The organism is Streptomyces sp. NPDC048288, from assembly GCF_043201555.1.
Taxonomy (GTDB): Bacteria; Actinomycetota; Actinomycetes; order Streptomycetales; family Streptomycetaceae; genus Streptomyces.
Window position 1 is genome coordinate 239,082 of the sequence record NZ_JBICZD010000002.1, and the last position, 20,329, is coordinate 259,410.

Sequence of the window (20,329 nt, forward strand, 5' to 3'; positions counted from 1 at the left end):
CGGACGTACAGCGGACGTGCAGGGCTCATCCAATCCTCGCTGTCCGGCCGCGCAGCAGGCTGACGCCGGCGCCGAGCGACACGACCCCCATCCCGACGGCGGTCAGCACGCCCTGCGCCCCGTCGACGACGAAGGGGGCGACGGCGGCGACGGCGAGGTTGAAGAGGAAGAGGAACCACAGGACGGGGCGGGAGGCGAGCAGCGACTTCATGGGAAGGTCCTCGTTGTCTGGTGAGCTGATGGGCTGGCCTGGCGAGATCAACGATTCCGTGTCCCGGGGACGGCAACGAGGGAGCGCGCTGCCGGACCGCTGGTGTAGGCAGGTACACCATGACGGCGCTGATCCTTCTCACCGGCATCGTGCTGCTGGGCGCGAGCGTGCAGTGGCTGACCGGCATGGGCTTCGCGCTGGTCGCCGTACCGGCCCTGATCCTGCTGCTCGGCCCCGCCGAGGGGGTGTCGCTCGCCAACTGCGCGGCGGGCGCGATCAGCGTGGTGGGCCTGGCGGGCGGCTGGCGCCGGGTGCGTCCGGCGGCGATGGTCCCGCTGTGCGCCGCGGCGGCCTGCACGGTCCCCGCGGGCACCTGGCTGACCCGCCAACTCCCGCCGCCTGCCCTCCTGCTGACGATGGGTGCGCTGGTGACGGCGGCGGTGCTGCTGGTCATGCGGGGCGCCCGGGTCCCGGCCCTGCGCGGCCGGGGCGGCGCGCTCACGGCCGGCGCCCTGGGCGGCTTCATGAACTCGGCGGCGGGCGTGGGCGGCCCACCGATCTCCCTCTACGCCCTCAACGCGGGCTGGACGGTACGGGAGTTCGTCCCCAACGCCCAGTTCTACGGCGTCGTCGTCAACGCGTTCTCGGTGACCGCGAACGGGGTCCCGGCCCTGACCTCGGCGGAGTGGACGGCGGTGGGCGGGGCGATGCTCGCCGGCGGGCTGATCGGCCGGACCGTCGGCGACCGCCTGCCCGAACACCACGCCCGCCGCCTGGTCCTCCTGCTGGCCCTGACGGGCGGGGTCACCGCGGTGGCCAAGGGGGTCTGGACGTGGTGATCAGCCGGCTCCCCGCACCGGCGCGCTGCCGCGCCCCCGGCTCCGGCCGCTGAGCTCGGCGTCGAAGGTCTCCTGGGCGACGCGCATGGCCTCGGCGTACACCGGCTCCCCCAGCCGTTTCCACATCTCCTCCTCGGAGACGTCCTCGACCTGGGCGACCACCCACCAGATGTTGCCGAAGGGGTCCTTGATCCGCCCGCCGCGCTGTCCGAAGGCGTGGTCGGCGAGAGCGGTGACGACCCGGCCGCCGGCCTCGACGGCCCGCGCGAACGTGTCGTCCGCGTCGGCGACGAACACGCGCAGCAGGCTGGGCATGACGGGCCAGTCCGGACTCCGGTCGAAGGCCAGGACGACGGTGTCGCCGATCCGGATCTCGGCATGCCCGACCGCACCGGCCCCGGTCGCGACCCGCCCCAGCTCCTCACCCCCGAACGCCCGGGCGACGAAGTCCAGGAACGCCCCGGTGTCGTCGGTGACGACCCAGGGCGCGACCGTGGTGTAGCCCTCGGGCGTGCTGCCGCGCTGCGCGGACATGGCATTCCTCTCACCGACGTCGATGTCGCCGGCGACGGTAGGCCGCGATTAGGCCCGCCGGTGTCCTAGTCCCTGTACGGCTCCTATTCCACGAGATCCTTGAGGGGCTCGGTGTCCAGGGTGATGTTGACGGGCTTCGGAAGCTTCACAGCCGCTCCGAACGGCAGCTTCTCCTCACGGCGGTAGCGGCCCTTCTCCGGCTGGCTGAACACGATGACGGAGCAGTCGGCACGGTCGATGAGGAGGTACACGGGGATATCGGCGGCCGCGTAACCCTCGGGTTTCTCCACGCGATCGCGCTGATGGGTGTCGGAATCGTGTGACGTGACCTCCACGGCCATGAGCACGCCTGCGGCCTCGGACCAGTCTCCGTGTCCCGCCGGGAAGCCGAACGGTGCGAGAACACCGTCCGGGCGAGCCCGCCCCTTGGGACAGCCCTCGACCTTCATGCCACGATCGCCATACAGCCAGAGTTCCGGGCGATGCTGCATGCACAGCCTCTGCAACCAGGCGATAATCTGGTCGTGGTTCCCATCGGTCACGGGCTTGACCTGGACCTTTCCCCTGATGAACTCCAGCCGCACGTTCTCCGGGGCATGGCGTTCGAGTTCCTCGAACTCCTCGACGGACATCTGTGGCTGGTACTCGGTCCTGGGGGTCATGGCGTCGCCTCCTCGACTCCATACTGCCCCGACCGGCACCTCCTGCACGCTCACCGCAACCCCGCCGCGCGGCGCAGCGCCTCCACGCGCTCGGTGACGTCGATGACCTCGTCGGCGCCGGGTAGGCCGCCGCTACCGCGCGGGCCGGGCAGGAAGGTCTCCGGGACGTAGCCGTCGTCCGTGTACTCACCCTCGTCGACGCATTCCAGGCACTCCCGGCACAGCCCGCTCACGATCTCGGTCGTCCGCTCGTCCGCGTCGCACAGGCCGCAGGCCATGATCACGCGGGTGACGCGGGCACGACGGGCGGCCTTCTGCCGGATCTTCGCCTTGGACTTCTTCGGTGGCATCTTGCTCTCCAATCGGCTGCGGGCGAGTCCGCCCGGGTTGGTGACGGCGGGCGGCAGCCCGTCGGTCAGGGCCTTGGTGATGTCGTCCGGGGTCGCGCCACGGGACAGCCACTCCTCGGTCAGGGATGCGAGGGAACGGCAATCGGTGTCGGACAGGGCCATGCGGGAGTCGGAGGCGCGCAGTTCGGCGAGTACCTGACGGGCGGTGTCGGGTTCCGGCTCGACGTCGGCGACATCGATGTCCTCGGCCGACCTGGGGGTACGCGACCAGTACGTCCGGGTCACCCAGCGCATCGAGTTGTCCTCGACAGTGATGTGCTCCTTGATCCAGCGCAGATGGCCGGCGAGCGTGATGCGGCGCAGCGAGGTGCGGCAGGCCTGCTGGCCGTAGCGGGGGTGCGCGGCGGCGAGGGCCTTGTAGCCCATCGCATGACCTTCGTGGAGATGGTCCACGAAGACGGCGATCTCACGGTCGCGGGGGCTCAGGTGTGCGAAGTCCGGGTCGGCGTGCGGGTCTTCGTCACCTGCGGGGCGCTTGCCGTAACCCGTTTTAGCCAAGGGGTGCGACGGGGACGGCAGGGCAGGGCTAGGGTAGGCGTAAACCACCATCGAGACCTCGATATCGATGAGTAGGTCCAGGCCCCGGAGCCGGTGTTCCCGCACCGACCGGGGCCGATCTATTTGCCGCGAACCTAAAGTGCCTTCACGTTCCGGCGCAAGCCGATCACGGAACGTCACTCTTTCGAGGTAGGCGGCTTCAACTCACCTGCAGACTTGGTTGGTTGGGTCGAACCAAACCAGCCCAGAAACCCAATGGAAGAGCTCGAAGCCCGAGGCTCAAGCCCCGGGCCGAACTGCGGAAACGAACGCGCCCCAGGCGGGCGCGGCCACCCGGAGCTCGGGGCCCGCGGGGGTCTTGGAGTCGCGGATGTGAACGGCGACGGAGAGGGCGACTTCGACGCAGGCGCCGCCTTCATTGTCGCTGTAGCTGGACTTGAACCACTTGAGTCGGTCACTCACGTTGATCCACCATCCGCTCGACGAAACGGGCCGACTCGTCGGGGTCGAGAGCCTGCGTCCGGATCATGCTAAGCCGCTCGGTCACGCGGCTGACAACCCCCGGATCGGCCGAAAGCTCGCTGGCGAACGGGCTCTCCGTAAAAGCGAATCGCTCGTGATCGCGGGTCTCCAGCAGCACCATGGGCCCCATGAGGGCGTCACTGAAAGCCCGCTCGAAGGGAAGCACCTGCACCACGACGTTCCGCAGTCGGGACACCTCCAGCAACCGGCCCAGCTGTTCACCGTCGGCCAACGGGCTGCGCAGTACGGCCTCGTACAGGACGAAGCTCAGGCCCACCGGGGGCTTCCGGTCTGTGAGGATGACCTGCCGTTCCATGCGCGCGGCGACACGCTCTTCCACCGTCTCCTCGTCCAGCGGCGGGATGCGGTTGTCGATGAGCGCCCGCGCATACGCCTGCGTCTGCAACAGCCCCGGCACGAGCGTGACTTCGTACCACCAGAGGCTGATCGCCTCCTTCTCCCGCTCCATGAAGTCCTGCGCACGCGCCGGAAAGCGCTCCCGGTTGAGGAACTGCTTCGCGGCACTCAACATCCCCTGTGCACCGCACAGTTCGTCGGCCACGTCCAGCACGCGCGAGGTCGGCCTGCGCACCCCGCGCTCCATCGAGGCGATGGTCTCCGGGGAGTAGTTGGCGGCGGAGGCCAGCCTCTCCCGGGTGACGTCCGCCTGCGTGCGCCAGCGCTTCAGCTGATCGCCGCCGTAGCGCCAGGCAGCCGGGGGCTGGTTGTTGTTGTCGCCGGACACGGCACCCACCTCCACTACAGAATGTAGCCGGACTTATCGGTTACGTGACCGTGAATGGCGTAATCGACCTGTACGGACGCGCGATCACTGCCGTGGGGGTGTCCGGGGATCATGGCGCCAACTCTCCTACCAGAGACCCGAGTTGCCCTAGGCTGATGGGTCCGGCACGGACGCTGCCGCCGGGAAGGTGATCGACAGCGGAGTCGGGATCACCTGCAACTGGTGGAGGGAGGTCGATCCGCTGCCGAGCGGCGAGATCGCCTCGAAACTGACCGCGCAGAACCTCAATCTGCATGTGAACCATTTCGAGAGCGTCGACCCCGCCACGGGGAAGCCGTTCTGCGAGGAGACGCCTTTCATCTCCCTCTCGTGCGGGACGGTGGAGCGGTCCACGGCGGCGAGGACCAACTTCGTGCACACCGCCCGGCACACCGCCCTGTGGTTCGGAACCCACTTCGGACAGAAGCCGGTCGCCTACCTGTACTACTGCTGGGTCATCCTGGCCCCTCGTTCCGCCGTGGCGGTGCAGGGCGTCGCCGAAGAGGTGCGCGACCTGAACACCTACCGCAGGTACTCGCCGTACCAGACCGAGGGCGAGGTGGCCGCGAAGATCGTCGTACCGGCGAACCAGATCAACCGGTGCGAGAAATGGGAATGGGACCGGGACAGCGGGCAGAGGACGATCCGGCTCGCCGGAACCTACCGCAACCGCGGTTTCGTGCCGCCCGAGGCGCTGAGCAACGTCAGGGAGATGCTCTGAGATGCCCTCCTCATCGCCCCCGCCTGATCCGCTCGTCTCGCTGGGACTCGACGCGACGAGGTGCCCAGCACAGACTGGGCGACCCGAAACGGGGCCGTCGTGGTGGCGGGAACGGAGGGTTCGGATCGCTGTGAAGGACGCGACGGAGTTGATCCGAGCCCTGACCGGCCTGGCCTGGCCCGTGTTCGCCGGCTGGGTGGTGTGGAGGCTGCTTCCGGAGATCCGGGACATCGTCAAGAATCGGGCCTTCAGCCTCAAGGTCGGCAACAACGAACTGACGGTCCAGCAGTTCACGGACCAGGTCGTCGAGACCACGGCGGAACTGCAACGGCAGGTCACGGCTCAGGCGGAGCCTGCGGGGTCCGCGCAAGGCGTCCTGCGCAGGATCCTGTGGGTCGATGACGCGCCCTCCAACAACGCCTACCAGGCCGCCCAGTTGCAGGCGATGGGCGTGGAGGTCGTACAGGCAGAATCCACGGACGAGGGCCTGAAGGCCCTGCGGCGGGCACAGCGGCCCTTCGACGCCGTGATCTCCGACATGGGCCGCGCTGAGGCCGACGGGTTCAACCCCGACGCCGGACTCGCGCTGATCCGGAAGATCCGCGAGACGGACGCCACGACCCCGGTGTTCGTCTACGGCGGCTCCGGTGCGACGGCCCGCCGGGACCGGGTGGCCGCCGCCGGAGGCAACGGCGTCACCCAGTCTCCGACGGAGCTGTTCGCCCTGCTGGGAGAGGTGGGCCGGTTTCCGAGGACGGCTACTTGACCGGCCCCAGGCCCAGCTGTCCGCCGATCTCCTGCTCCATGACCTGGCCCGCCTCGAACTCCAGGGTCTCGTCGCCCATGGTGTCCTGGTCGGTGTCCAGGCCGTCCAGCTCGTCCAGGGGCTGGTTGAGGCGGACGTGGATGAGGATGGACTGGAGGGCGCGCAGGACCGCGGAGGCGGTGGGGCCCCAGTTGGAGAAGTAGGAGAACTGCCACCACCACAGGGCCTCCGTGGTGCGGCCCGCGCGGTAGTGGGCCATGCCGTGGCGGAGGTCGGTGATGACGTCGGCGAGGTCGTCCGAGAGACGGGCCGGGACGGGCGCCTTGCGGGGCTCGTACGGGTCGAAGACCTCGGAGTAGACGTCGATGGGCTCCAGGAGACGCGCGAAGTTCTCACGGAGCTGGTCGACGTCCGGCTCCGGGCCCAGGTCCGGCTCGTAGCGCTCGTCGGGGACGATGTCCTCGTGGGCGCCGAGACGGCCGCCGGCCAGCAGGAGCTGGGAGACCTCCAGGAGGAGGAAGGGGACCGCCGAGTCCGGCTCGTCGCCCTTCGACACCTCCGTGACGGCCACCAGGAAGCTCTCCACCTGGTCGGCGATCTGGACCGCGAAGTCGTCGGGGTTCTGCGCGGTCGCGTGCAGCGTGGCGTCAGACATCTAGGAGTCGTCTCCCCTCGAAGGCGCGGCCGAGGGTGACCTCGTCCGCGTATTCCAGGTCGCCACCCACCGGGAGGCCGCTGGCCAGGCGGGTGACCTTCAGGCCCATGGGTTTGATCATGCGGGCGAGGTAGGTGGCCGTCGCCTCGCCCTCCAGGTTCGGGTCCGTGGCCAGGATCAGTTCGGTGACCGCGCCGTCCGCCAGGCGGGCGAGCAGCTCCCTTATGCGGAGGTCGTCGGGGCCCACCCCCTCGATCGGGCTGATCGCCCCGCCGAGGACGTGGTAGCGGCCGCGGAACTCCCGGGTGCGCTCGACCGCGACGACGTCCTTCGGCTCCTCCACCACACAGATGACCGTCGGGTCGCGGCGCGCGTCACGGCAGATGTTGCACAGCTCCTCCTGCGCCACGTTGCCGCAGGTCGCGCAGAAGCGGACCTTCGCCTTCACTTCCAGAAGAGCCTGGGCGAGACGCCGTACGTCCGTCGGTTCGGCCTGCAGGATGTGGAAGGCGATCCGCTGCGCGCTCTTCGGACCGACGCCGGGAAGCCGACCCAGCTCGTCGATGAGGTCCTGGACCACGCCTTCGTACAACGGACTGCCCTTCCTGGAGTCTTTCGGTACGTACCGTAGTTGGCTGCCGCCTGTCCTAGGAAGGCGGTGCGGGTGTCGCGCGGGCGACGAACATCAGAACGGCGAGATCAGCGGGGGTCCGACGGGGTCAGAACGGCAGGCCGGGGATGCCCGTGCCGCCGCCCAGACCCTGCGCCAGCGGGCCCAGCTTCTGCTGCTGGAGCGTCTGGGCGTTCTGGTTGGCCGCCTGGACGGCCGCGACGACCAGGTCGGCGAGGGTCTCGGTGTCCTCCGGGTCCACCGCCTTCGGGTCGATCTTCAGCGCGCGCAGTTCGCCGGAACCGGTCACGGTGGCCCGCACCAGGCCGCCGCCCGCCTGCCCGTCGACCTCCGTGTTCGCCAGCTCCTCCTGGGCCCGTGCCAGGTCCTGCTGCATCTTCTGGGCCTGCTGGAGCAGCTGCTGCATATTGGGCTGGCCACCACCGGGGATCACGATCAGCTCCTGGGTGTCGATTCTCGGTTGTCCCGTTGTGGATGAGCCTACGTGGTCGACGCAGCCATCGCCCCGCCACTCTTTCGAGTGAGAATCCCGGGGACCCTATACCTGATCAAGGCCCACTTCTGGGCGGAAAAGAGACGAAAGCCGAGCCTTCGCCACCCATTGGGCGGTAGGAAGGGTTCCCGTCGTCAGCAGCCATGGTCGCGCCGAAGCCATGTCCGATGCCATGTCCGAGGTCACGGAACGTGACCGGTTGTGATCAGTAGGGAGTGCCGGGTGGGTCAGCCGGAGATGCAGCCCGAGGGACCGCGTCAGGACGGGCGGGGCGAGGGCGCGGCCGGACTGCGGCCGGGTGATCTGACCGGGCGGGCGTTCCCGCTCGGGGACTGGGGCGAACCGGCCGAGCGGCTCGACGAGCTGTACCGGTGGGTGGAGCGCGGGGCGCTGGAGACCGCCGCGTGGTACCTCGCGGACCGGGTGTGGAAACGGCGGGGCGCGCGGGCGCTGCGGTCCGGGGCGGCGGTGGGCGCGACGCTCGGGGCGGCGCTGCCGCTCCTCGATCTCACCGGGGTGATCGGCGGGGTGGCGCCCTGGGGGTATCTGGCGCTGCTGACGGCGGTGGCCTGCATCGGCGTCGACCGCTTCTTCGGGGTGACGTCCGGCTGGATGAGGGACATGGCGACCGCGCAGGCCGTACAGCGGCGGCTCCAGGTGCTCCAGTTCGACTGGGCCTCGGAGAGCGTCCGGGAGGTGCTGGGTCCCGCCGAGGGGACGGCGAGCGAGGCCGCCGAGCGGTGCCTGGCGGTGCTGCGGCGGTTCTCCGAGGACGTGACCGAACTGGTCCGCACCGAGACGGCCGACTGGATGGTGGAGTTCCGCACGGGGTCGGCTCCGCTGGGCATCCAGGCGACGGTGACCGCCGGGTCGCGGGCCGACGCGGGACATCTGAGCGGACGGTTCCCACTGCCGCCGGGCAACACCAACGGGGCACGGCCGAACATGCCCAGGCAGCGGCCTCCGGAGCCGAGGTGAGGGGGTGAGGTGAGGGGGGCGAGGTAAGGGGGGTGCGCGTTGTCGGGTGGCTGCGGCGCCGTCGTGGTTGCTCGCGCAGTTCCCCGCGCCCCTGACGGGGCGGTTCACCCGCCCGGCGGCGGCCCCGTCGTCCCCCGTACCTCCAGGAACGGCGTCACCAGGTCCGTCTCGGCCGCTCGCGACGGCTCCGTGATCCGGTCCAGGAGCCGTTGGGCGGCGCGGCGCCCCACCTCCTCGCTGCCGTTGTCGACGGTCGTCAGCCACAGGTGCCGCAGCCGGGAGAGGTACGTGTTGTCGTAGCCGACCAGGGACAGGTCCCGGGGGACGGTGAGCCCCGTCTCCTCGGCCGCCGAGAGCGCGCCGACGCAGGTCATGTCGTTGACCGCGAAGACCGCCGTCGGACGCCGGGGACGGCTCAGCAGGCGGACCGCCGCCCGGTAGCCGCCCTCCTCCGTCAGGTCGCCCTGCTCCACCACCGCCGAACCGGCCAGCCCGTGCGCCCGCATCGTCGCCTCGAAGCTGCGCCGGCGCAGCTCGCCGACCGCGCCCTGCCCGGCGATGTGCGCGATGTCCCGGTGGCCGAGTCCGATGAGGTGCTCGGTGGCGAGGCGGGCGCCCAGCTCGTCGTCGTTGGCGACGATGTCCACGGCGGGCAGGACGGGTTCCCTGGTGCCCGCCACGACCGTGGGGATCCGGCCGGCCGCCGTGCGCAGCACCCCGGGGTCGGGCAGCGTGCCGACCGCGATCAGGCCGTCCACGCGCAGCTCCGTGAACGTGTGGGTGAGGTCCTCGCCGAGGCGCCGGTTCAGGTGGCCGTCGGCCAGCAGCATCCGCAGCCCGCTGTCGGACAGCCGCCGGTTCACCCCGTCGAGGAGTTCCACGAACCAGGGGTTGCGCAGGTCGTTCAGGAGGACGCCGACCGTGCGGGTGCGGCGTTCGCTGAGGCTGCGGGCGGCCGCGTTGGGCCGGTAGCCGAGTTCCTCGACGGCGGCCAGGACCGCCCGGCGCTTGTCCTCACGGACCCCGTCCGCGCCCCGCAGCACCAGGGAGACCAGCGACTTCGACACCCCGGCGCGCGCGGCGACGTCACGGATGGTCGGAGCGTTCATGCCCTGGACCGTTCCACACCCCCTCCGGCTTTGTAAAGACGGCCGAATGTCTTGACACCTGCGGAAGTCGCCCCGCATCGTGAGCGGGCAATCTCTGGAACGGTCCAAAGAAGGGCAGCCCATGGTGAGTACGCTCGGCGTCGCCGTCGTCGGATTCGGCTGGATGGGGCGGGTGCACACCCAGGCCTACCAGCGCATTCCGCACCACTTCCCGCAGCTGCCCGTACGGCCGGAGCTGGTGGCCGTCGCCGAGGAGGTGCCGGGGCGGGCCGAGGAGGCCGCCGCCCAGTTCGGGTTCGCGTCCACCACCCGGGACTGGCGCGAGGTCGTGAAGGACCCCCGGGTCCGGGCCGTCAGCATCACCGCGCCGAACTTCCTGCACCGCGAGATCGGCGTGGCGATGGCCGAGGCCGGCAAGCACATCTGGATCGAGAAGCCGGTCGGGCTGACGGCCGAGGACGCCCGGGCCGTCGCGGACGCCGTGGCCGCGGCCGGTGTGCGGAGCACCGTCGGCTTCAACTACCGCAACGCGCCCGCCGTCGCCCACGCCCGCGAGCTGATCGCCTCCGGCGAGCTGGGGACCGTCACCCACGTCCGGATCCGCCTCTTCAGCGACTACGCGGCGCACCCCGACGGTGCCCTGACCTGGCGCTACGAGCGTGCCCGCGGCGGGGGCGGAGTGCTGGGCGACCTCGCCTCGCACGGCGTCGACCTGGCCCGCTTCCTGCTCGGCGACATCGAGTCGCTGGCCGCCGACACGGCCGTGTTCATCCCGGAGCGGGCACGGCCCACCGGCGCCACCGCCGGCCACACCCTCGCCACCGGCGGCGAACTCGGCCCCGTCGAGAACGAGGACTACGTCAACTGCCTGCTGCGCTTCGCCTCCGGCGCACGCGGTGTCCTGGAGGCCTGCCGGGTATCGGTCGGCGAGCAGAACAACTACGGCTTCGAGGTGCACGGCACCCGGGGCGCGGTCTTCTGGGACTACCGGCGGATGGGCGAACTCGGCGTCAGCCGCGGCACCTCCTACCAGGACCAGCCCGTCTCCACCGTCTTCGTCGGCCCCGGCCACGGCGAGTACGGCGCCTTCCAGCCCGGCGCGGCCAACGCCATGGGCTACGACGACCTCAAGGTGATCGAAGCCCACGCCTTCCTCCGGTCCATCGCCGAGGGCACGGCGTACGGCGCGACCCTCGACGACGCCGTGCACAGCGCCACCGCCCTCGACGCGATGAGCCGCTCCGCCGCGCGGGGGGCGTGGGTGAGCCTCGGATGAGTGCCGTGCGGGTCGGGGTCGTCGGCGCCGGGAACATGGGCGCCGACCATGTGCGGACGCTGCACCGCTGGGTCTCCGGCGCCGAGGTCGCGTACGTCGCCGACCTCGACGCGGGGCGGGCGGCGGAGGTGGCCGCCGGGGTGCCGGGCGCGCGGTCCGGCGCCGACCCGTACGCGCTCATCGCCGACCCCGGTGTCGACGCCGTCGTCATCGCCTCCCACGACAGCACGCACGCGGACCTCGCGATCGCCGCCGTCCGCGCGGGCAAGCCGGTGATGTGCGAGAAGCCGCTCGCGCCGACGACCGCGGAGTGCGTGCGGGTCCTGCGGGAGGACCGCGCCGCGGACCTGGTCTCGCTCGGCTTCATGCGCCGCTTCGACCCGGGGTACGCCGACCTCAGGGCCGCCCTCGCCGCCGGTACGGCCGGGGTCCCCCTCCTCGTGCACTGTGTGAGCCGGGGGGTGACCTCCGCGCCCGGCGCCACCGACGAGTTCAGCGTCACCGGGTCGGCGATCCACGAGTTCGACACCGTGCCCTGGCTGCTGGACTCCCCGGTGGTGGAGGTGAGCTGGCACGCGGCCCGCCCCACCCCGGCGGCGACGGCCCTCCGCGACCCCCAGCTGATGCTGCTGCGCACCGCCGACGGCGCGCTGACCACCGTCGAGACCTTCCTCAACGCCGGCTACGGCTACGACGTCCGCTGCGAGGTCGTCGGCGAGCACGGCACGCTGGCGCTGACCGATCCGGCCCGGCTGGTCTCCGACACCGCCCGGACCCGCGCCACCGGCTATCCGGCCGACTGGCGGCCCCGGTTCGCCGACGCCTACCGCCTGGAGCTGCAGGCCTGGACCGACGCCGTCGCCGAGGGCCGTCCCACACCACTGGCCACCGCGTACGACGGACTGGTGGCCTCCGCGGTGGCCGAGGCCGTCATCGCGTCCATGCACACCGACGGCCGTACGACCGCCGTCCGGGTCCCGGAGGTCTGAGATGCCGACGCCCCCCGCCTTCCCCGCCGTGCTCCCCGCCCCGCGCACCCCCGACCCCATGGCGGCGCCCGCCCTGCGCTGGGGTGTGCTCGGCACCGGGTGGATCGCGGAGCGGTTCGTCGGCTCGGTGCGGCGCCACACCCGCCAGCGCTTCACCGCCGTCGCCTCCCGCGACGCGGACCGCGCCAAGGACTTCGCCGGCCGGCACGGCATCCCCGGTTCCTACGGCTCGTACGAGGAACTGGTCGCCGCGCCGGACGTCGACGTCGTCTACGTGGCGACCGAGCACACCGCCCATCTCGCCTGCGCCCGGCTGGCGTTGGAGGCCGGCAAGCACACGCTGGTCGAGAAGCCGCTGGCCCTGGACGCGGCGCAGGCCGCCGAGCTGGCCCGACTGGCGGCCGCGCGCGGCCTGTTCTGCGCCGAGGCCCTCTGGACCTTCTTCCTCCCCCGGTTCGACGTGGTCCGGCAGATTCTCGGCTCCGGTGTCCTCGGCGAGATCCGCACCGTGCTGGCCGACCACGGCGAGCACTTCGCCCCCGGCCACCGCATCCTGCGCGCCGACCTCGCCGGCGGCCCGCTCCTGGACCTCGGCACCTACCCCGTCTCCCTCGCCACCTGGGTGCTCGGCGAGCCGGCCGAGATCCTCGCCACCGGCCAGCCGCACCCGGCCGCCGGGGTCAACGGCCAGCTCTCCGCCGTCCTCCGCGACGGCGACGGCAACCAGGCCGTCGTCCACACCACCGTCCTCGGCGACACCCCCACCACCGCGACCATCGCCGGCAGCCACGCCACGCTCACCCTGCCGGGCCCCTTCTACCAGCCGGGGGACGTCCTGCTGACCCCGTCCGGCGGCGGTACGACGCTGACGTACACGGAGGAGCGCACCGCCCACGACGGGCTGCACTTCGAGGCGGCGGAGGTGGCCCGGTGCGTGGCGCAGGGCCTGCGGGAGTCCCCGCTCCGGCCGCTGGAGGCGTCGGTGGGCACGCTCCGCGCGCTGGACGGGATCCGCCGGGCGTGCGGTATCGAGTTCCCCGGGTAGCGGATCAGCCGCAGAGCCTGTTCCCCACGGAGGTGGCGCAGGGCACGTGCCCGTGGCTGCGGATGACGTCCTGGCCGTTCCCCCTCTCGACGTACGTCAGGAAGCTGGACGCGAGGGTGTCGGCGGCGGGCTGGCCGTAGGTGTACGCGTACTCGATCTCGCGGTACGGGTACGCGCTGACACCGCGTTCGATCGCCTCCACGGACGGGGCCTCGTGGTCCAGGGAGAGGGTGTGCAGGCCCTTCGCCCCGGCCGCCACGTTCAGCTCGGCGTAGCCGACGGCTCCCTTCAGCTGGGCCACCTCCGACAGCACCTGGTCGGTGGAGTCCAGCTCGCAGCGGATCACCTTGGCCGTCGGGTCGTCCTTGTGCACGCAGTCGACGGAGGAGTTGGCGATCTCGCCGCGCTTCAGCACCCGGCGCTGGAAGACCTGCCGGGTACCGGAGTTGGCGTCCCGGCTGACCAGCACCACCGGCAGGTCCGGGCCGCCCAGCTGCTTCCAGTTGGTGATGTCGCCCCGGTACAGCCGTCGTACGTCGGCGGTGGAGAGGTCCGTCAGCTTCACGTCGTCGTTCACGACGAGCGCGAAGACCACCAACGCGACCCGGTTCTCGTGGAGTTCGGGCATGTCGGTGGGCTTGGGGCCGTCGGACATGGCCAGCACCGACGGGGAGCCCGGCTTCTTCCAGCCCGCCCCGGCGTTCCTCAGGTCCCGGATCCCGGCCGTGGAGCCGTGCGCGTCCACGATGATCGAGGAACCCTCGCACTGCTTCTCGTACTTCTTCGCCGCGTCCGCCATCACCGGGGCGAAGGCGGTCGAGCCGATGACCCGCAGCGAGCCCTTGGCACAGCCGATCGGCGGCGGGTTGTCGTCGCGGGCCACGATGATCGTGGCGAGGGTGAGGACGCTGACCGTGAGCATGATGGTGATCAGCCGGGAGGCCCGGCTGAACAGCGGGGTGGCGTCGTCCGGGGTGGCGCTGCGGTTGGGGTGGACCTCGCCGTCGTGCAGGCCGCCGATGAGTCTGATCTCCCGGCCCACGTCACCGCCGGACAGCAGCACGAGGAGTTTGAAGTGCTCGCCGTGGTTGAGCGGGACGCGCGGGATGCGCAGGGTGTTGCCCGCGTACCCGAATCCGCGCTCCGGGGTGAAGTGCGGCATGAGGTGGTCGCTGTCGGTCGGCTGGGTGACCGAGACGCCCCGGATGGTGCGGTCGGTGAACACCGCGGTGAGACCGTGCAGTTCGGGGCTGGTGTAGTCGTCGCGGCCGATGCCCTGGGAGCCGTCGTTCTCGATCCGGATCAGGACGAGGGTGGCGTCGGACATGTCCGGGGCCTCGTCGAACAGGCCCAGACGTCTGCCGAACCGTCCCGAACGGATGTCGTCGCCGATCGGGTTGTCCATCTGCACGCGGTAGCCGATGCGTTTGCGGCGCGGGACCCGGCGCTCGTACCAGAAGATGCCCGCCGACGCGACGATGCCGAGCACCGCGGTGCCGACGGCCACGATGTTCTCCGTGCTCAGCCACTCCATGTGGGTGCCCCCGCCACTCCCCGGAGTCGAATGGTGGGGTCACCGTAAGGGCGCAGGATGTGTGACGCAGGGATATTCCGGACGTCAGAACTTTTGTTCGCCGAACGTTCAACTACACCGCCCAGACCCGGAGTTCACTCCTTGCTGTACGTCAGGCTCTCGCCGCCGTCCTTCTTCACCCGCTTCAGCCTGCCGTCGGAGAGCAGGCTGACCTCGGTGGCCTCACCGGCGGAGCAGGAGGAGCGGGGCTCGCCGGTCGTGACCTTCGACGGCCCTATCTCCAACGGCCCGCCGGAGCCGGGCTTCGCGGCGAGCTTCGCGGTGAACTCGCAGTGGTAGCCCGGCCCGTCGGCGACGAGCGTGAGCACCGTGTCGCCCACCGCGCCCTGCCGGATGGTCAGTTCACGGGTGTTGTGGCCGGTGGAGTTGTCTATCGAGGTGGCCCAGGTGCCGAGGAAGGCGGCGGGGACGGTGCCGGTGCCCTTCGGGGAGGCCGACGGGGAGGACGACCGGGTCGGCGTCGATCCCGCGGAGGACGCCGGGTCGGTGACCGACCGGGAGGGGGTGGGCTTGTCGGCCGCCTTCGCGTCACCGCCGTTGTTCATCAGCGCGTACACGGTGCCGCCGGCCGCCAGCATCACGATCAGGGCGATGGTGACGAGGAGGGCGGTGGAGCGGGGGGTGCGGCCCGATCCGTCGCCGGGGGTGGGGTCGTAGGGCGGGGGTGGCGGCGGGGTGTAGACGCGGGTGGGGTGCGGGGCGGGGGCGGCCGGGTCGGTGTAGGGGTTGTACTCCTGCTGAGACTGCGGCTGAGACTGGGGCTGCGGGTGCTGGTGGGGCTGGTTCGGGTAGCCGTAGGCCGGGTGGGCGGGGGCGTGTTCGGGGGACGGGGGGTTGAGGGTCGGGTGCGGGTGGGTGGGGGCTGGTCGCGCAGTTCCCCGCGCCCCTGGGTTGGCTGCCCCTGGCGCCCATTGACCGGTCGCCGGATCCGTCGCCTTGGCCCCGTGGAAAGTCGGGTCCTCCACCTCAAGGAGTTCGACCGCGTGTCGGCCCAGTTGGGCCACCAGTGCCCCGGGCAGCCAGGGGTCCTTCGACCGGCCCTCCCACACGGTTTCCCCCGCTCCCGTGCGGGCCAGGATGGCGTCGAGGGACGGGCGGGTGGCGGGGTCCTTGCGGAGGCAGTCGCGGACGACGTCGGCGATGCCTTCGGGGAGGCCGGAGAGGTCGGGGTCCTCCTGGACGATGCGGAACATCTGGGCGTGCTCGCCGGCCTCGGTGGTGCCGAAGGGGAGCCGGCCGGTGGCCGCGTAGGCGAGCACGGAGCCGAGGCAGAAGATGTCGCAGGCCGGGGTGATCCGGTCGCCGCGCACCTGCTCGGGGGCCATGAAGCCCGGCGAGCCGACGAGCGAGCCGGTGCGGGTGAGCCCCTCGCCGGGCAGGGTCTCCATCGCCCGCGCGATCCCGAAGTCGATGACCCGGGGGCCCTCTATCGTCAGCATCACGTTGGACGGCTTGAGGTCGCGGTGGACGATGCCGGCCGCGTGGATGTTGGTGAGCGCGTGCGCCAGCCCGGCGGCGAGGATGTGCACCGACCGCTCGGGCAGCGGGCCGTGATCGTGCTCGACGACACGCTGGAGGCTCGGTCCGGCGACATAGCCGGTGGCCACCCAGGGCACGGTGGCCTCGGTGTCGGCGTCGAGGACGGGCGCGGTCCAGAACCCGCCGACCCGCTGGGCGTTGCGGACCTCCTGCCGGAAACGTTCCCGGAACTCCTCGTGCGCGGCGATCTCCGCCCGCACCAGCTTCACCGCGACCGTACGACCGCGCTCCGACCGCGCGAGATACACCCGCCCCATCCCGCCCGCACCCAGCCGCGCGAGCAGCCGGTACCCCCCGATGTGCTGCGGATCCCCCGGCCCCAGCTTCTCCATGGCAGATCCGCCCCTCGCTCACACTTGTGATCGAGCCGAGAATAATGCGGCGGTTCCGCAAGCCGGGCGACACGGTGTCTACGGTTACGTAACAAGCGGTCGGGCTCGCCCGACGGTCAGCATGCCGTCGCACGGACGGCATGCTGCCGGACTGCGGCTGCTTCGAGAGAGCCGCTGAGAGATATTCGCCGCCCATGAGGACGGATCGCGCTCGCTCACCGGACGTACGCGGCGGCGATCGCGGCAGCGGCTACCACCGCGATCAGCAGGCACAGCCGCACGGTCTTGCCCCAGCTCTGCATGGCCTCGACCACGACTTTGCCCAGTTCCTTGTACACAGTTTTCACCTCCTTTCGGAAATGAAGGGACCGTGAACATCCCTACCCTTTTGCAGGGTCCTGCGACCCTGTAATGCAATTTTGCACGCCCTGAGCGATCCACGCCAGAGTGGTCAATAGCGGATCGAAGCAAAAGGGGGAGCGAACCTCCCCAATGCCCCCGACAATTCCGGATGATTGGGGTGATTCGCTCCCGGGTGCCCCAGTAGCCGCTGCGGCACCGGCCACCCATCGACACGGGCGGCGAATATCTCTGCCATCAGTATCTGAGCCTCGGAGCTATGTGGCAAGTGTCAGATAGCCGCTTTTCCATCGGCCTTCGCGCCCTTCGCCAGGCGCCCACCAGCGGAATGACCTCCGGCCGGGATCACTCCTTCGGCGCAGAGTGCCAGGTGGCAGACGGCCGCCTCGCAGAATGATCAGCACCCCGACCAGGGCGGCCCCGTCAAGCGGGCGCGCCAGCCGGGTGAAATCTCTGCCGCGACAGGAGAGGTGCGCGCGACCAGGGAAAACATCGGTGCGCGCGAACCCTGAAGAAATCAACGTGCATCACGGCCGCTTTACGGCGGTATGGTTGCCCGGCTGCCCTCCGGCTGCCCCCTCGCGCGAGGCCGCGATTTGCAGCACCCCCACCTCTTCCTGTAAATTAACTCGTTTCATCGTTCGGAGCACTTGATGATCACACCCGTCGACTCTCCAGTGAAGTGGCGCAAAAGCAGCAGGAGCGCGCAGGGAAACTGCGTGGAAGTGGCTTTTTCGGGGGGTGTTCTGGTACGTGACTCGAAGGACCCCGAGTGCGGTGTTCTGAATTTCTCCGCAATCAGCTGGAACTCTTTCCTGAATTCCGGGCACTCGGCCCCCCGGGCCGCGCAGCTCTAGGTGCTCCCCTCGGCGGAATCAGGAGGAGCGGATTCCGCCGAGTCGTCCGGCTCGCCGAGCCGCCCGACACAGGCGTCCAGGATCGCCGGGGTGCCCTCCAGGCTGGCCAGTTGCTCATTGTCGAAGTACGTCTCCAGGAAGCGGCCGGGGGCGTCGTCGTCGGCCCAGTCCACGCCCTCCCGGACGATCGCCTCGCCGTTCGCCCGCTCGATGTACAGCACGATGTCCTCTTCGGGATCCTCGAACTCGAAGAGGACGTACGACGTCCTGAAGTAGCCGTAGAGGCCGTTCCCGAAGGGCAGCACCCGTAAGGAGATCTGCGGGTGATCGGCCAGTTCCTTGAGGCGTCTCACCTGGCGGCGCATCACCTCCGGACCGCCCACCGCCCGGCTGATCACGTTCTCGTCCAGGATGAAGTGCAGCTGCGGCCCGTCGGAGCGCAGCAGCCGCTCCTGGCGTTCGAAGCGCAGCTCGGCGCGCATGTCCACCTGCTCCGGCGGGCTCGTCAGCTGCAGCACCTCAAGGGCGTATTCCTCGGTCTGCAAGAGCCCGGGGACGAGGATGGGCTCGAAGGTCCTGATGATGGAGGCCGCTCCCTCGTACCCCAGGGAGAGCAGGAAGGCCGGATCCGCGATGTCCCGGTAGCGGTCCCACCAAGGACGCTCCCTGGCCGCCCGGGCCATCGCGATCAGCCGGTCCACCACGGCCTGGTCGGTGACCCGGTAATGCCCGATGAGCGCCCGCAGGTCAGTGATGGATATACCGTTCCGGCCGGCCTCGATGCGGATCAGCTTGGACAACGACCATTCCATCTCGTCGGCCACTTCACGCTGGGTGTAACCGGCCGATTCGCGCAGTCTGCGCAACTGGTCCCGCAGTTTCCGTCGCTGGAGCGCGGGGTCTGTCAGCGGCACCTGCGCACCCCCCGTCATGTACGTCGCGATGAAGGCCCGCGCGGGAAGGTCTGCCACTGCGCATCCGGCGATTTCGCATGCGGCGATGCGGCAACAGGCCTGGTGCACAAAGGCCACCTGGAACAGAGCATCGGGCAGAAGGCTCACTCGGACAAGCGGTTCGACAGACTGTCGTGTCCACCCCCCGACCACGGAACATGTCGCCGATATCGCGCGGGTGCCGGGCGCTTCTACGCTCCCCGCCATGACCCCTCAGCCCCTCCCCCAGGCCGGAGCCGTCGTCAAGGCGGACGATCGTGCGCATGTGTTTCATTCGTGGTCCGCACAGGACCTGATCGACCCGCCGGCGGTGGCCGGTGCCGAAGGGTCGTATTTCTGGGACTACGACGGCAGGCGGTACCTGGACTTCACCAGTGGGCTCGTGTTCACGAACATCGGGTACCAGCATCCGAAGGTGGTCGCGGCGATCCAGGAGCAGGCGGGGCGGATGACGACGTTCGCGCCCGCGTTCGCGGTGGCGGCGCGGTCGGAGGCGGCGCGGCTGATCGCGGAGCGGACACCGGGGGATCTGGACAAGATCTTCTTCACCAACGGGGGCGCGGACGCGATCGAGCACGCGCTGCGGATGGCGCGGCTGCACACGGGCCGGGCGAAGGTGCTGTCGGCGTACCGGTCGTACCACGGCGGTACGCAGCAGGCGATCAACCTGACCGGTGACCCCCGCCGCTGGGCCTCCGACAGCGCCGCCGCCGGTGTGGTGCACTTCTGGGCGCCCTTCCTCTACCGCTCCCGTTTCTACGCGGAGACGGAGGAGCAGGAGGCGGCGCGGGCGCTGGAGCACCTGGAGACCACGATCGCGTTCGAGGGGCCGGGGACGATCGCGGCGATCGTGCTGGAGAGCATTCCGGGGACCGCCGGGATCATGGTGCCGCCGGCCGGCTACCTGGCGGGCGTGCGGGAGATCTGCGACAAGTACGGGATCGTCTTCGTCCTCGACGAGGTCATGGCCGGGTTCGGGCGGACCGGCGAGTGGTTCGCGGCCGACCTGTTCGGGGTCGTACCCGACCTGATGACCTTCGCCAAGGGCGTGAACAGCGGGTATGTGCCGCTCGGCGGGGTCGCCATCAGCCAGGAGATCGCCGCGACCTTCGGCAAGCGGCCCTACCCGGGCGGGCTGACCTACTCCGGGCATCCGCTGGCCTGCGCCGCCGCCGTCGCGACGATCAACGTGATGGAGGAGGAAGGGGTCGTCGAGAACGCCCGGCGGCTGGGCGCGGACGTCGTCGGGCCCGCGCTCGCGGCGCTCGCCGAGCGGCACCCCAGCGTCGGCGAGGTGCGCGGCACCGGCATGTTCTGGGCGCTCGACCTGGTGAGGAACCGGGAGACCCGGGAGCCGCTGGTGCCGTACAACGCGGCCGGCGAGGCCAACGCGCCGATGGCCGCGTTCGGCGCCGCCGCGAAGCAGCACGGTCTGTGGCCGTTCGTGAACATGAACCGGACGCATGTCGTGCCGCCGTGCAATGTGAGTGAGGCGGAGCTCAAGGAAGGGTTCGCGGCGCTGGACGCGGCACTGAGCGTGGCCGACGAGTACACGGTGTAGCACCGGGGGT

Annotated in this window: 23 protein-coding genes; 9 read left to right on the plus strand and 14 right to left on the minus strand. The window is 70.5% G+C overall.

The features are described from left to right. Positions 1 to 25 precede the first annotated feature (25 nt). Positions 26 to 211, minus strand: coding sequence for a hypothetical protein (locus ACGFZS_RS07395; RefSeq protein WP_359206236.1), 186 nt, complete (start codon positions 209 to 211; stop codon positions 26 to 28). 119 nt (positions 212 to 330) lie between these two features. On the opposite strand from ACGFZS_RS07395, the gene ACGFZS_RS07400 reads away from it, so the two are divergent. Further along, positions 331 to 1,050: a sulfite exporter TauE/SafE family protein gene (locus tag ACGFZS_RS07400; RefSeq protein WP_393794280.1), complete on the plus strand. Its 720-nt coding sequence runs from the start codon at positions 331 to 333 to the stop codon at positions 1,048 to 1,050. Here the strand turns inward: ACGFZS_RS07400 and ACGFZS_RS07405 are convergent, their stop codons facing one another. The 5 genes from ACGFZS_RS07405 to ACGFZS_RS07425 all read right to left on the minus strand — a co-directional run bounded on the left by ACGFZS_RS07405 (position 1,051) and on the right by ACGFZS_RS07425 (position 4,421). Further along, complete coding sequence (locus ACGFZS_RS07405) at positions 1,051 to 1,584, minus strand: VOC family protein (protein WP_365679632.1); 534 nt, start codon at positions 1,582 to 1,584, stop codon at positions 1,051 to 1,053. It abuts the gene before it with no gap. 83 nt (positions 1,585 to 1,667) lie between these two features. After that, positions 1,668 to 2,246: a Uma2 family endonuclease gene (locus ACGFZS_RS07410; protein ID WP_393794281.1), complete on the minus strand. Its 579-nt coding sequence runs from the start codon at positions 2,244 to 2,246 to the stop codon at positions 1,668 to 1,670. A 50-nt stretch (positions 2,247 to 2,296) separates the two neighbouring features. Further along, the gene (locus tag ACGFZS_RS07415) at positions 2,297 to 3,154 is read right to left on the minus strand and encodes a hypothetical protein (RefSeq protein ID WP_393794282.1); all 858 of its coding nucleotides are present in this window, start codon (positions 3,152 to 3,154) and stop codon (positions 2,297 to 2,299) included. Positions 3,155 to 3,433: 279 nt separating this feature from the next. Then, a complete protein-coding gene (locus ACGFZS_RS07420) occupies positions 3,434 to 3,616 on the minus strand; it encodes a DUF397 domain-containing protein (RefSeq protein ID WP_393794283.1) in 183 nt (60 codons plus the stop codon). Next, positions 3,609 to 4,421: a helix-turn-helix domain-containing protein gene (locus ACGFZS_RS07425; RefSeq protein ID WP_393794284.1), complete on the minus strand. Its 813-nt coding sequence runs from the start codon at positions 4,419 to 4,421 to the stop codon at positions 3,609 to 3,611. Before ACGFZS_RS07425 ends, ACGFZS_RS07420 begins: the two co-directional genes overlap by 8 nt. Positions 4,422 to 4,608: 187 nt before the next feature. On the opposite strand from ACGFZS_RS07425, the gene ACGFZS_RS07430 reads away from it, so the two are divergent. Further along, on the plus strand, positions 4,609 to 5,181 hold the full coding sequence (locus ACGFZS_RS07430) for a hypothetical protein (RefSeq protein ID WP_393794285.1): 573 nt from the start codon (positions 4,609 to 4,611) through the stop codon (positions 5,179 to 5,181). A 130-nt stretch (positions 5,182 to 5,311) separates the two neighbouring features. After that, positions 5,312 to 5,947: a PleD family two-component system response regulator gene (locus ACGFZS_RS07435; RefSeq protein WP_393794286.1), complete on the plus strand. Its 636-nt coding sequence runs from the start codon at positions 5,312 to 5,314 to the stop codon at positions 5,945 to 5,947. On the opposite strand, the gene ACGFZS_RS07440 is transcribed toward ACGFZS_RS07435, so the two are convergent. The 3 genes from ACGFZS_RS07440 to ACGFZS_RS07450 all read right to left on the minus strand — a co-directional run bounded on the left by ACGFZS_RS07440 (position 5,940) and on the right by ACGFZS_RS07450 (position 7,666). Beyond that, complete coding sequence (locus ACGFZS_RS07440; RefSeq protein ID WP_359206249.1) at positions 5,940 to 6,602, minus strand: DUF5063 domain-containing protein; 663 nt, start codon at positions 6,600 to 6,602, stop codon at positions 5,940 to 5,942. The two genes, ACGFZS_RS07435 and ACGFZS_RS07440, sit on opposite strands and share 8 nt — an antisense overlap. Continuing rightward, entirely contained in the window at positions 6,595 to 7,194 is a 600-nt protein-coding gene (gene recR, locus ACGFZS_RS07445) for a recombination mediator RecR (protein ID WP_362574698.1), read from the minus strand. The genes ACGFZS_RS07440 and recR overlap by 8 nt, the downstream gene beginning before the upstream one ends. A 127-nt stretch (positions 7,195 to 7,321) precedes the next feature. Beyond that, positions 7,322 to 7,666, minus strand: a complete 345-nt coding sequence (locus tag ACGFZS_RS07450; RefSeq protein ID WP_393794287.1) for a YbaB/EbfC family nucleoid-associated protein — start codon at positions 7,664 to 7,666, stop codon at positions 7,322 to 7,324. Positions 7,667 to 7,948: 282 nt separating this feature from the next. Between ACGFZS_RS07450 and ACGFZS_RS07455 the strand changes: the two genes are divergently transcribed. Continuing rightward, positions 7,949 to 8,704 (plus strand): SLATT domain-containing protein, encoded by a 756-nt coding sequence (locus ACGFZS_RS07455; RefSeq protein WP_393794288.1) that lies wholly within the window; start codon positions 7,949 to 7,951, stop codon positions 8,702 to 8,704. Between the two features lie 104 nt (positions 8,705 to 8,808). Here ACGFZS_RS07455 and ACGFZS_RS07460 read toward each other — a convergent pair whose 3' ends face one another. Further along, positions 8,809 to 9,813 (minus strand): LacI family DNA-binding transcriptional regulator, encoded by a 1,005-nt coding sequence (locus tag ACGFZS_RS07460; protein ID WP_393794289.1) that lies wholly within the window; start codon positions 9,811 to 9,813, stop codon positions 8,809 to 8,811. Between the two features lie 121 nt (positions 9,814 to 9,934). Here ACGFZS_RS07460 and ACGFZS_RS07465 point away from each other — a divergent pair, with 121 nt between their 5' ends. Genes ACGFZS_RS07465 through ACGFZS_RS07475 form a run of 3 tightly spaced genes read left to right on the plus strand, consistent with a single transcriptional unit; the run spans position 9,935 to position 13,123 of the window. Next, positions 9,935 to 11,089, plus strand: coding sequence for a Gfo/Idh/MocA family protein (locus ACGFZS_RS07465; RefSeq protein WP_393794290.1), 1,155 nt, complete (start codon positions 9,935 to 9,937; stop codon positions 11,087 to 11,089). Further along, positions 11,086 to 12,078: a Gfo/Idh/MocA family oxidoreductase gene (locus ACGFZS_RS07470; RefSeq protein ID WP_393794291.1), complete on the plus strand. Its 993-nt coding sequence runs from the start codon at positions 11,086 to 11,088 to the stop codon at positions 12,076 to 12,078. The genes ACGFZS_RS07465 and ACGFZS_RS07470 overlap by 4 nt, the downstream gene beginning before the upstream one ends. Before the next feature lies 1 nt (position 12,079). Continuing rightward, positions 12,080 to 13,123: a Gfo/Idh/MocA family protein gene (locus ACGFZS_RS07475; protein WP_393794292.1), complete on the plus strand. Its 1,044-nt coding sequence runs from the start codon at positions 12,080 to 12,082 to the stop codon at positions 13,121 to 13,123. Positions 13,124 to 13,127: 4 nt separating this feature from the next. On the opposite strand, the gene ACGFZS_RS07480 is transcribed toward ACGFZS_RS07475, so the two are convergent. The 3 genes from ACGFZS_RS07480 to ACGFZS_RS07490 form a co-directional block, all read right to left on the minus strand. Then, positions 13,128 to 14,657 carry a substrate-binding domain-containing protein gene (locus ACGFZS_RS07480; protein WP_393794293.1) on the minus strand — a complete coding sequence of 510 codons (1,530 nt, stop codon included), beginning with the start codon at positions 14,655 to 14,657 and terminating at the stop codon, positions 13,128 to 13,130. A 134-nt stretch (positions 14,658 to 14,791) separates the two neighbouring features. Next, positions 14,792 to 16,588: a serine/threonine-protein kinase gene (locus ACGFZS_RS07485; RefSeq protein ID WP_393794294.1), complete on the minus strand. Its 1,797-nt coding sequence runs from the start codon at positions 16,586 to 16,588 to the stop codon at positions 14,792 to 14,794. A gap of 215 nt (positions 16,589 to 16,803) precedes the next feature. Further along, positions 16,804 to 16,926: a hypothetical protein gene (locus ACGFZS_RS07490; protein ID WP_359206269.1), complete on the minus strand. Its 123-nt coding sequence runs from the start codon at positions 16,924 to 16,926 to the stop codon at positions 16,804 to 16,806. A gap of 675 nt (positions 16,927 to 17,601) precedes the next feature. Here ACGFZS_RS07490 and ACGFZS_RS07495 point away from each other — a divergent pair. Further along, positions 17,602 to 17,805: a DUF397 domain-containing protein gene (locus ACGFZS_RS07495; protein ID WP_393794295.1), complete on the plus strand. Its 204-nt coding sequence runs from the start codon at positions 17,602 to 17,604 to the stop codon at positions 17,803 to 17,805. Here ACGFZS_RS07495 and ACGFZS_RS07500 read toward each other — a convergent pair. Beyond that, positions 17,802 to 18,776: a helix-turn-helix domain-containing protein gene (locus ACGFZS_RS07500; protein ID WP_393794296.1), complete on the minus strand. Its 975-nt coding sequence runs from the start codon at positions 18,774 to 18,776 to the stop codon at positions 17,802 to 17,804. The genes ACGFZS_RS07495 and ACGFZS_RS07500 overlap by 4 nt on opposite strands. 187 nt (positions 18,777 to 18,963) lie before the next feature. On the opposite strand from ACGFZS_RS07500, the gene ACGFZS_RS07505 reads away from it, so the two are divergent. Further along, a complete protein-coding gene (locus ACGFZS_RS07505; protein WP_393794297.1) occupies positions 18,964 to 20,319 on the plus strand; it encodes an aspartate aminotransferase family protein in 1,356 nt (451 codons plus the stop codon). Positions 20,320 to 20,329 lie beyond the last annotated feature (10 nt).

Coding starts and splice junctions, on each gene's coding strand:
- ACGFZS_RS07395 (WP_359206236.1), bottom strand. CDS start 211: ATGAAGTCGCTGCTCGCCTCCCGCCCCGTCCTGTGGTTCCTCTTCCTC.
- ACGFZS_RS07400 (WP_393794280.1), top strand. CDS start 331: ATGACGGCGCTGATCCTTCTCACCGGCATCGTGCTGCTGGGCGCGAGC.
- ACGFZS_RS07405 (WP_365679632.1), bottom strand. CDS start 1,584: ATGTCCGCGCAGCGCGGCAGCACGCCCGAGGGCTACACCACGGTCGCG.
- ACGFZS_RS07410 (WP_393794281.1), bottom strand. CDS start 2,246: ATGACCCCCAGGACCGAGTACCAGCCACAGATGTCCGTCGAGGAGTTC.
- ACGFZS_RS07440 (WP_359206249.1), bottom strand. CDS start 6,602: ATGTCTGACGCCACGCTGCACGCGACCGCGCAGAACCCCGACGACTTC.
- ACGFZS_RS07460 (WP_393794289.1), bottom strand. CDS start 9,813: ATGAACGCTCCGACCATCCGTGACGTCGCCGCGCGCGCCGGGGTGTCG.
- ACGFZS_RS07465 (WP_393794290.1), top strand. CDS start 9,935: ATGGTGAGTACGCTCGGCGTCGCCGTCGTCGGATTCGGCTGGATGGGG.
- ACGFZS_RS07470 (WP_393794291.1), top strand. CDS start 11,086: ATGAGTGCCGTGCGGGTCGGGGTCGTCGGCGCCGGGAACATGGGCGCC.
- ACGFZS_RS07475 (WP_393794292.1), top strand. CDS start 12,080: ATGCCGACGCCCCCCGCCTTCCCCGCCGTGCTCCCCGCCCCGCGCACC.
- ACGFZS_RS07480 (WP_393794293.1), bottom strand. CDS start 14,657: ATGGAGTGGCTGAGCACGGAGAACATCGTGGCCGTCGGCACCGCGGTG.
- ACGFZS_RS07485 (WP_393794294.1), bottom strand. CDS start 16,588: ATGGAGAAGCTGGGGCCGGGGGATCCGCAGCACATCGGGGGGTACCGG.
- ACGFZS_RS07495 (WP_393794295.1), top strand. CDS start 17,602: ATGATCACACCCGTCGACTCTCCAGTGAAGTGGCGCAAAAGCAGCAGG.
- ACGFZS_RS07505 (WP_393794297.1), top strand. CDS start 18,964: ATGACCCCTCAGCCCCTCCCCCAGGCCGGAGCCGTCGTCAAGGCGGAC.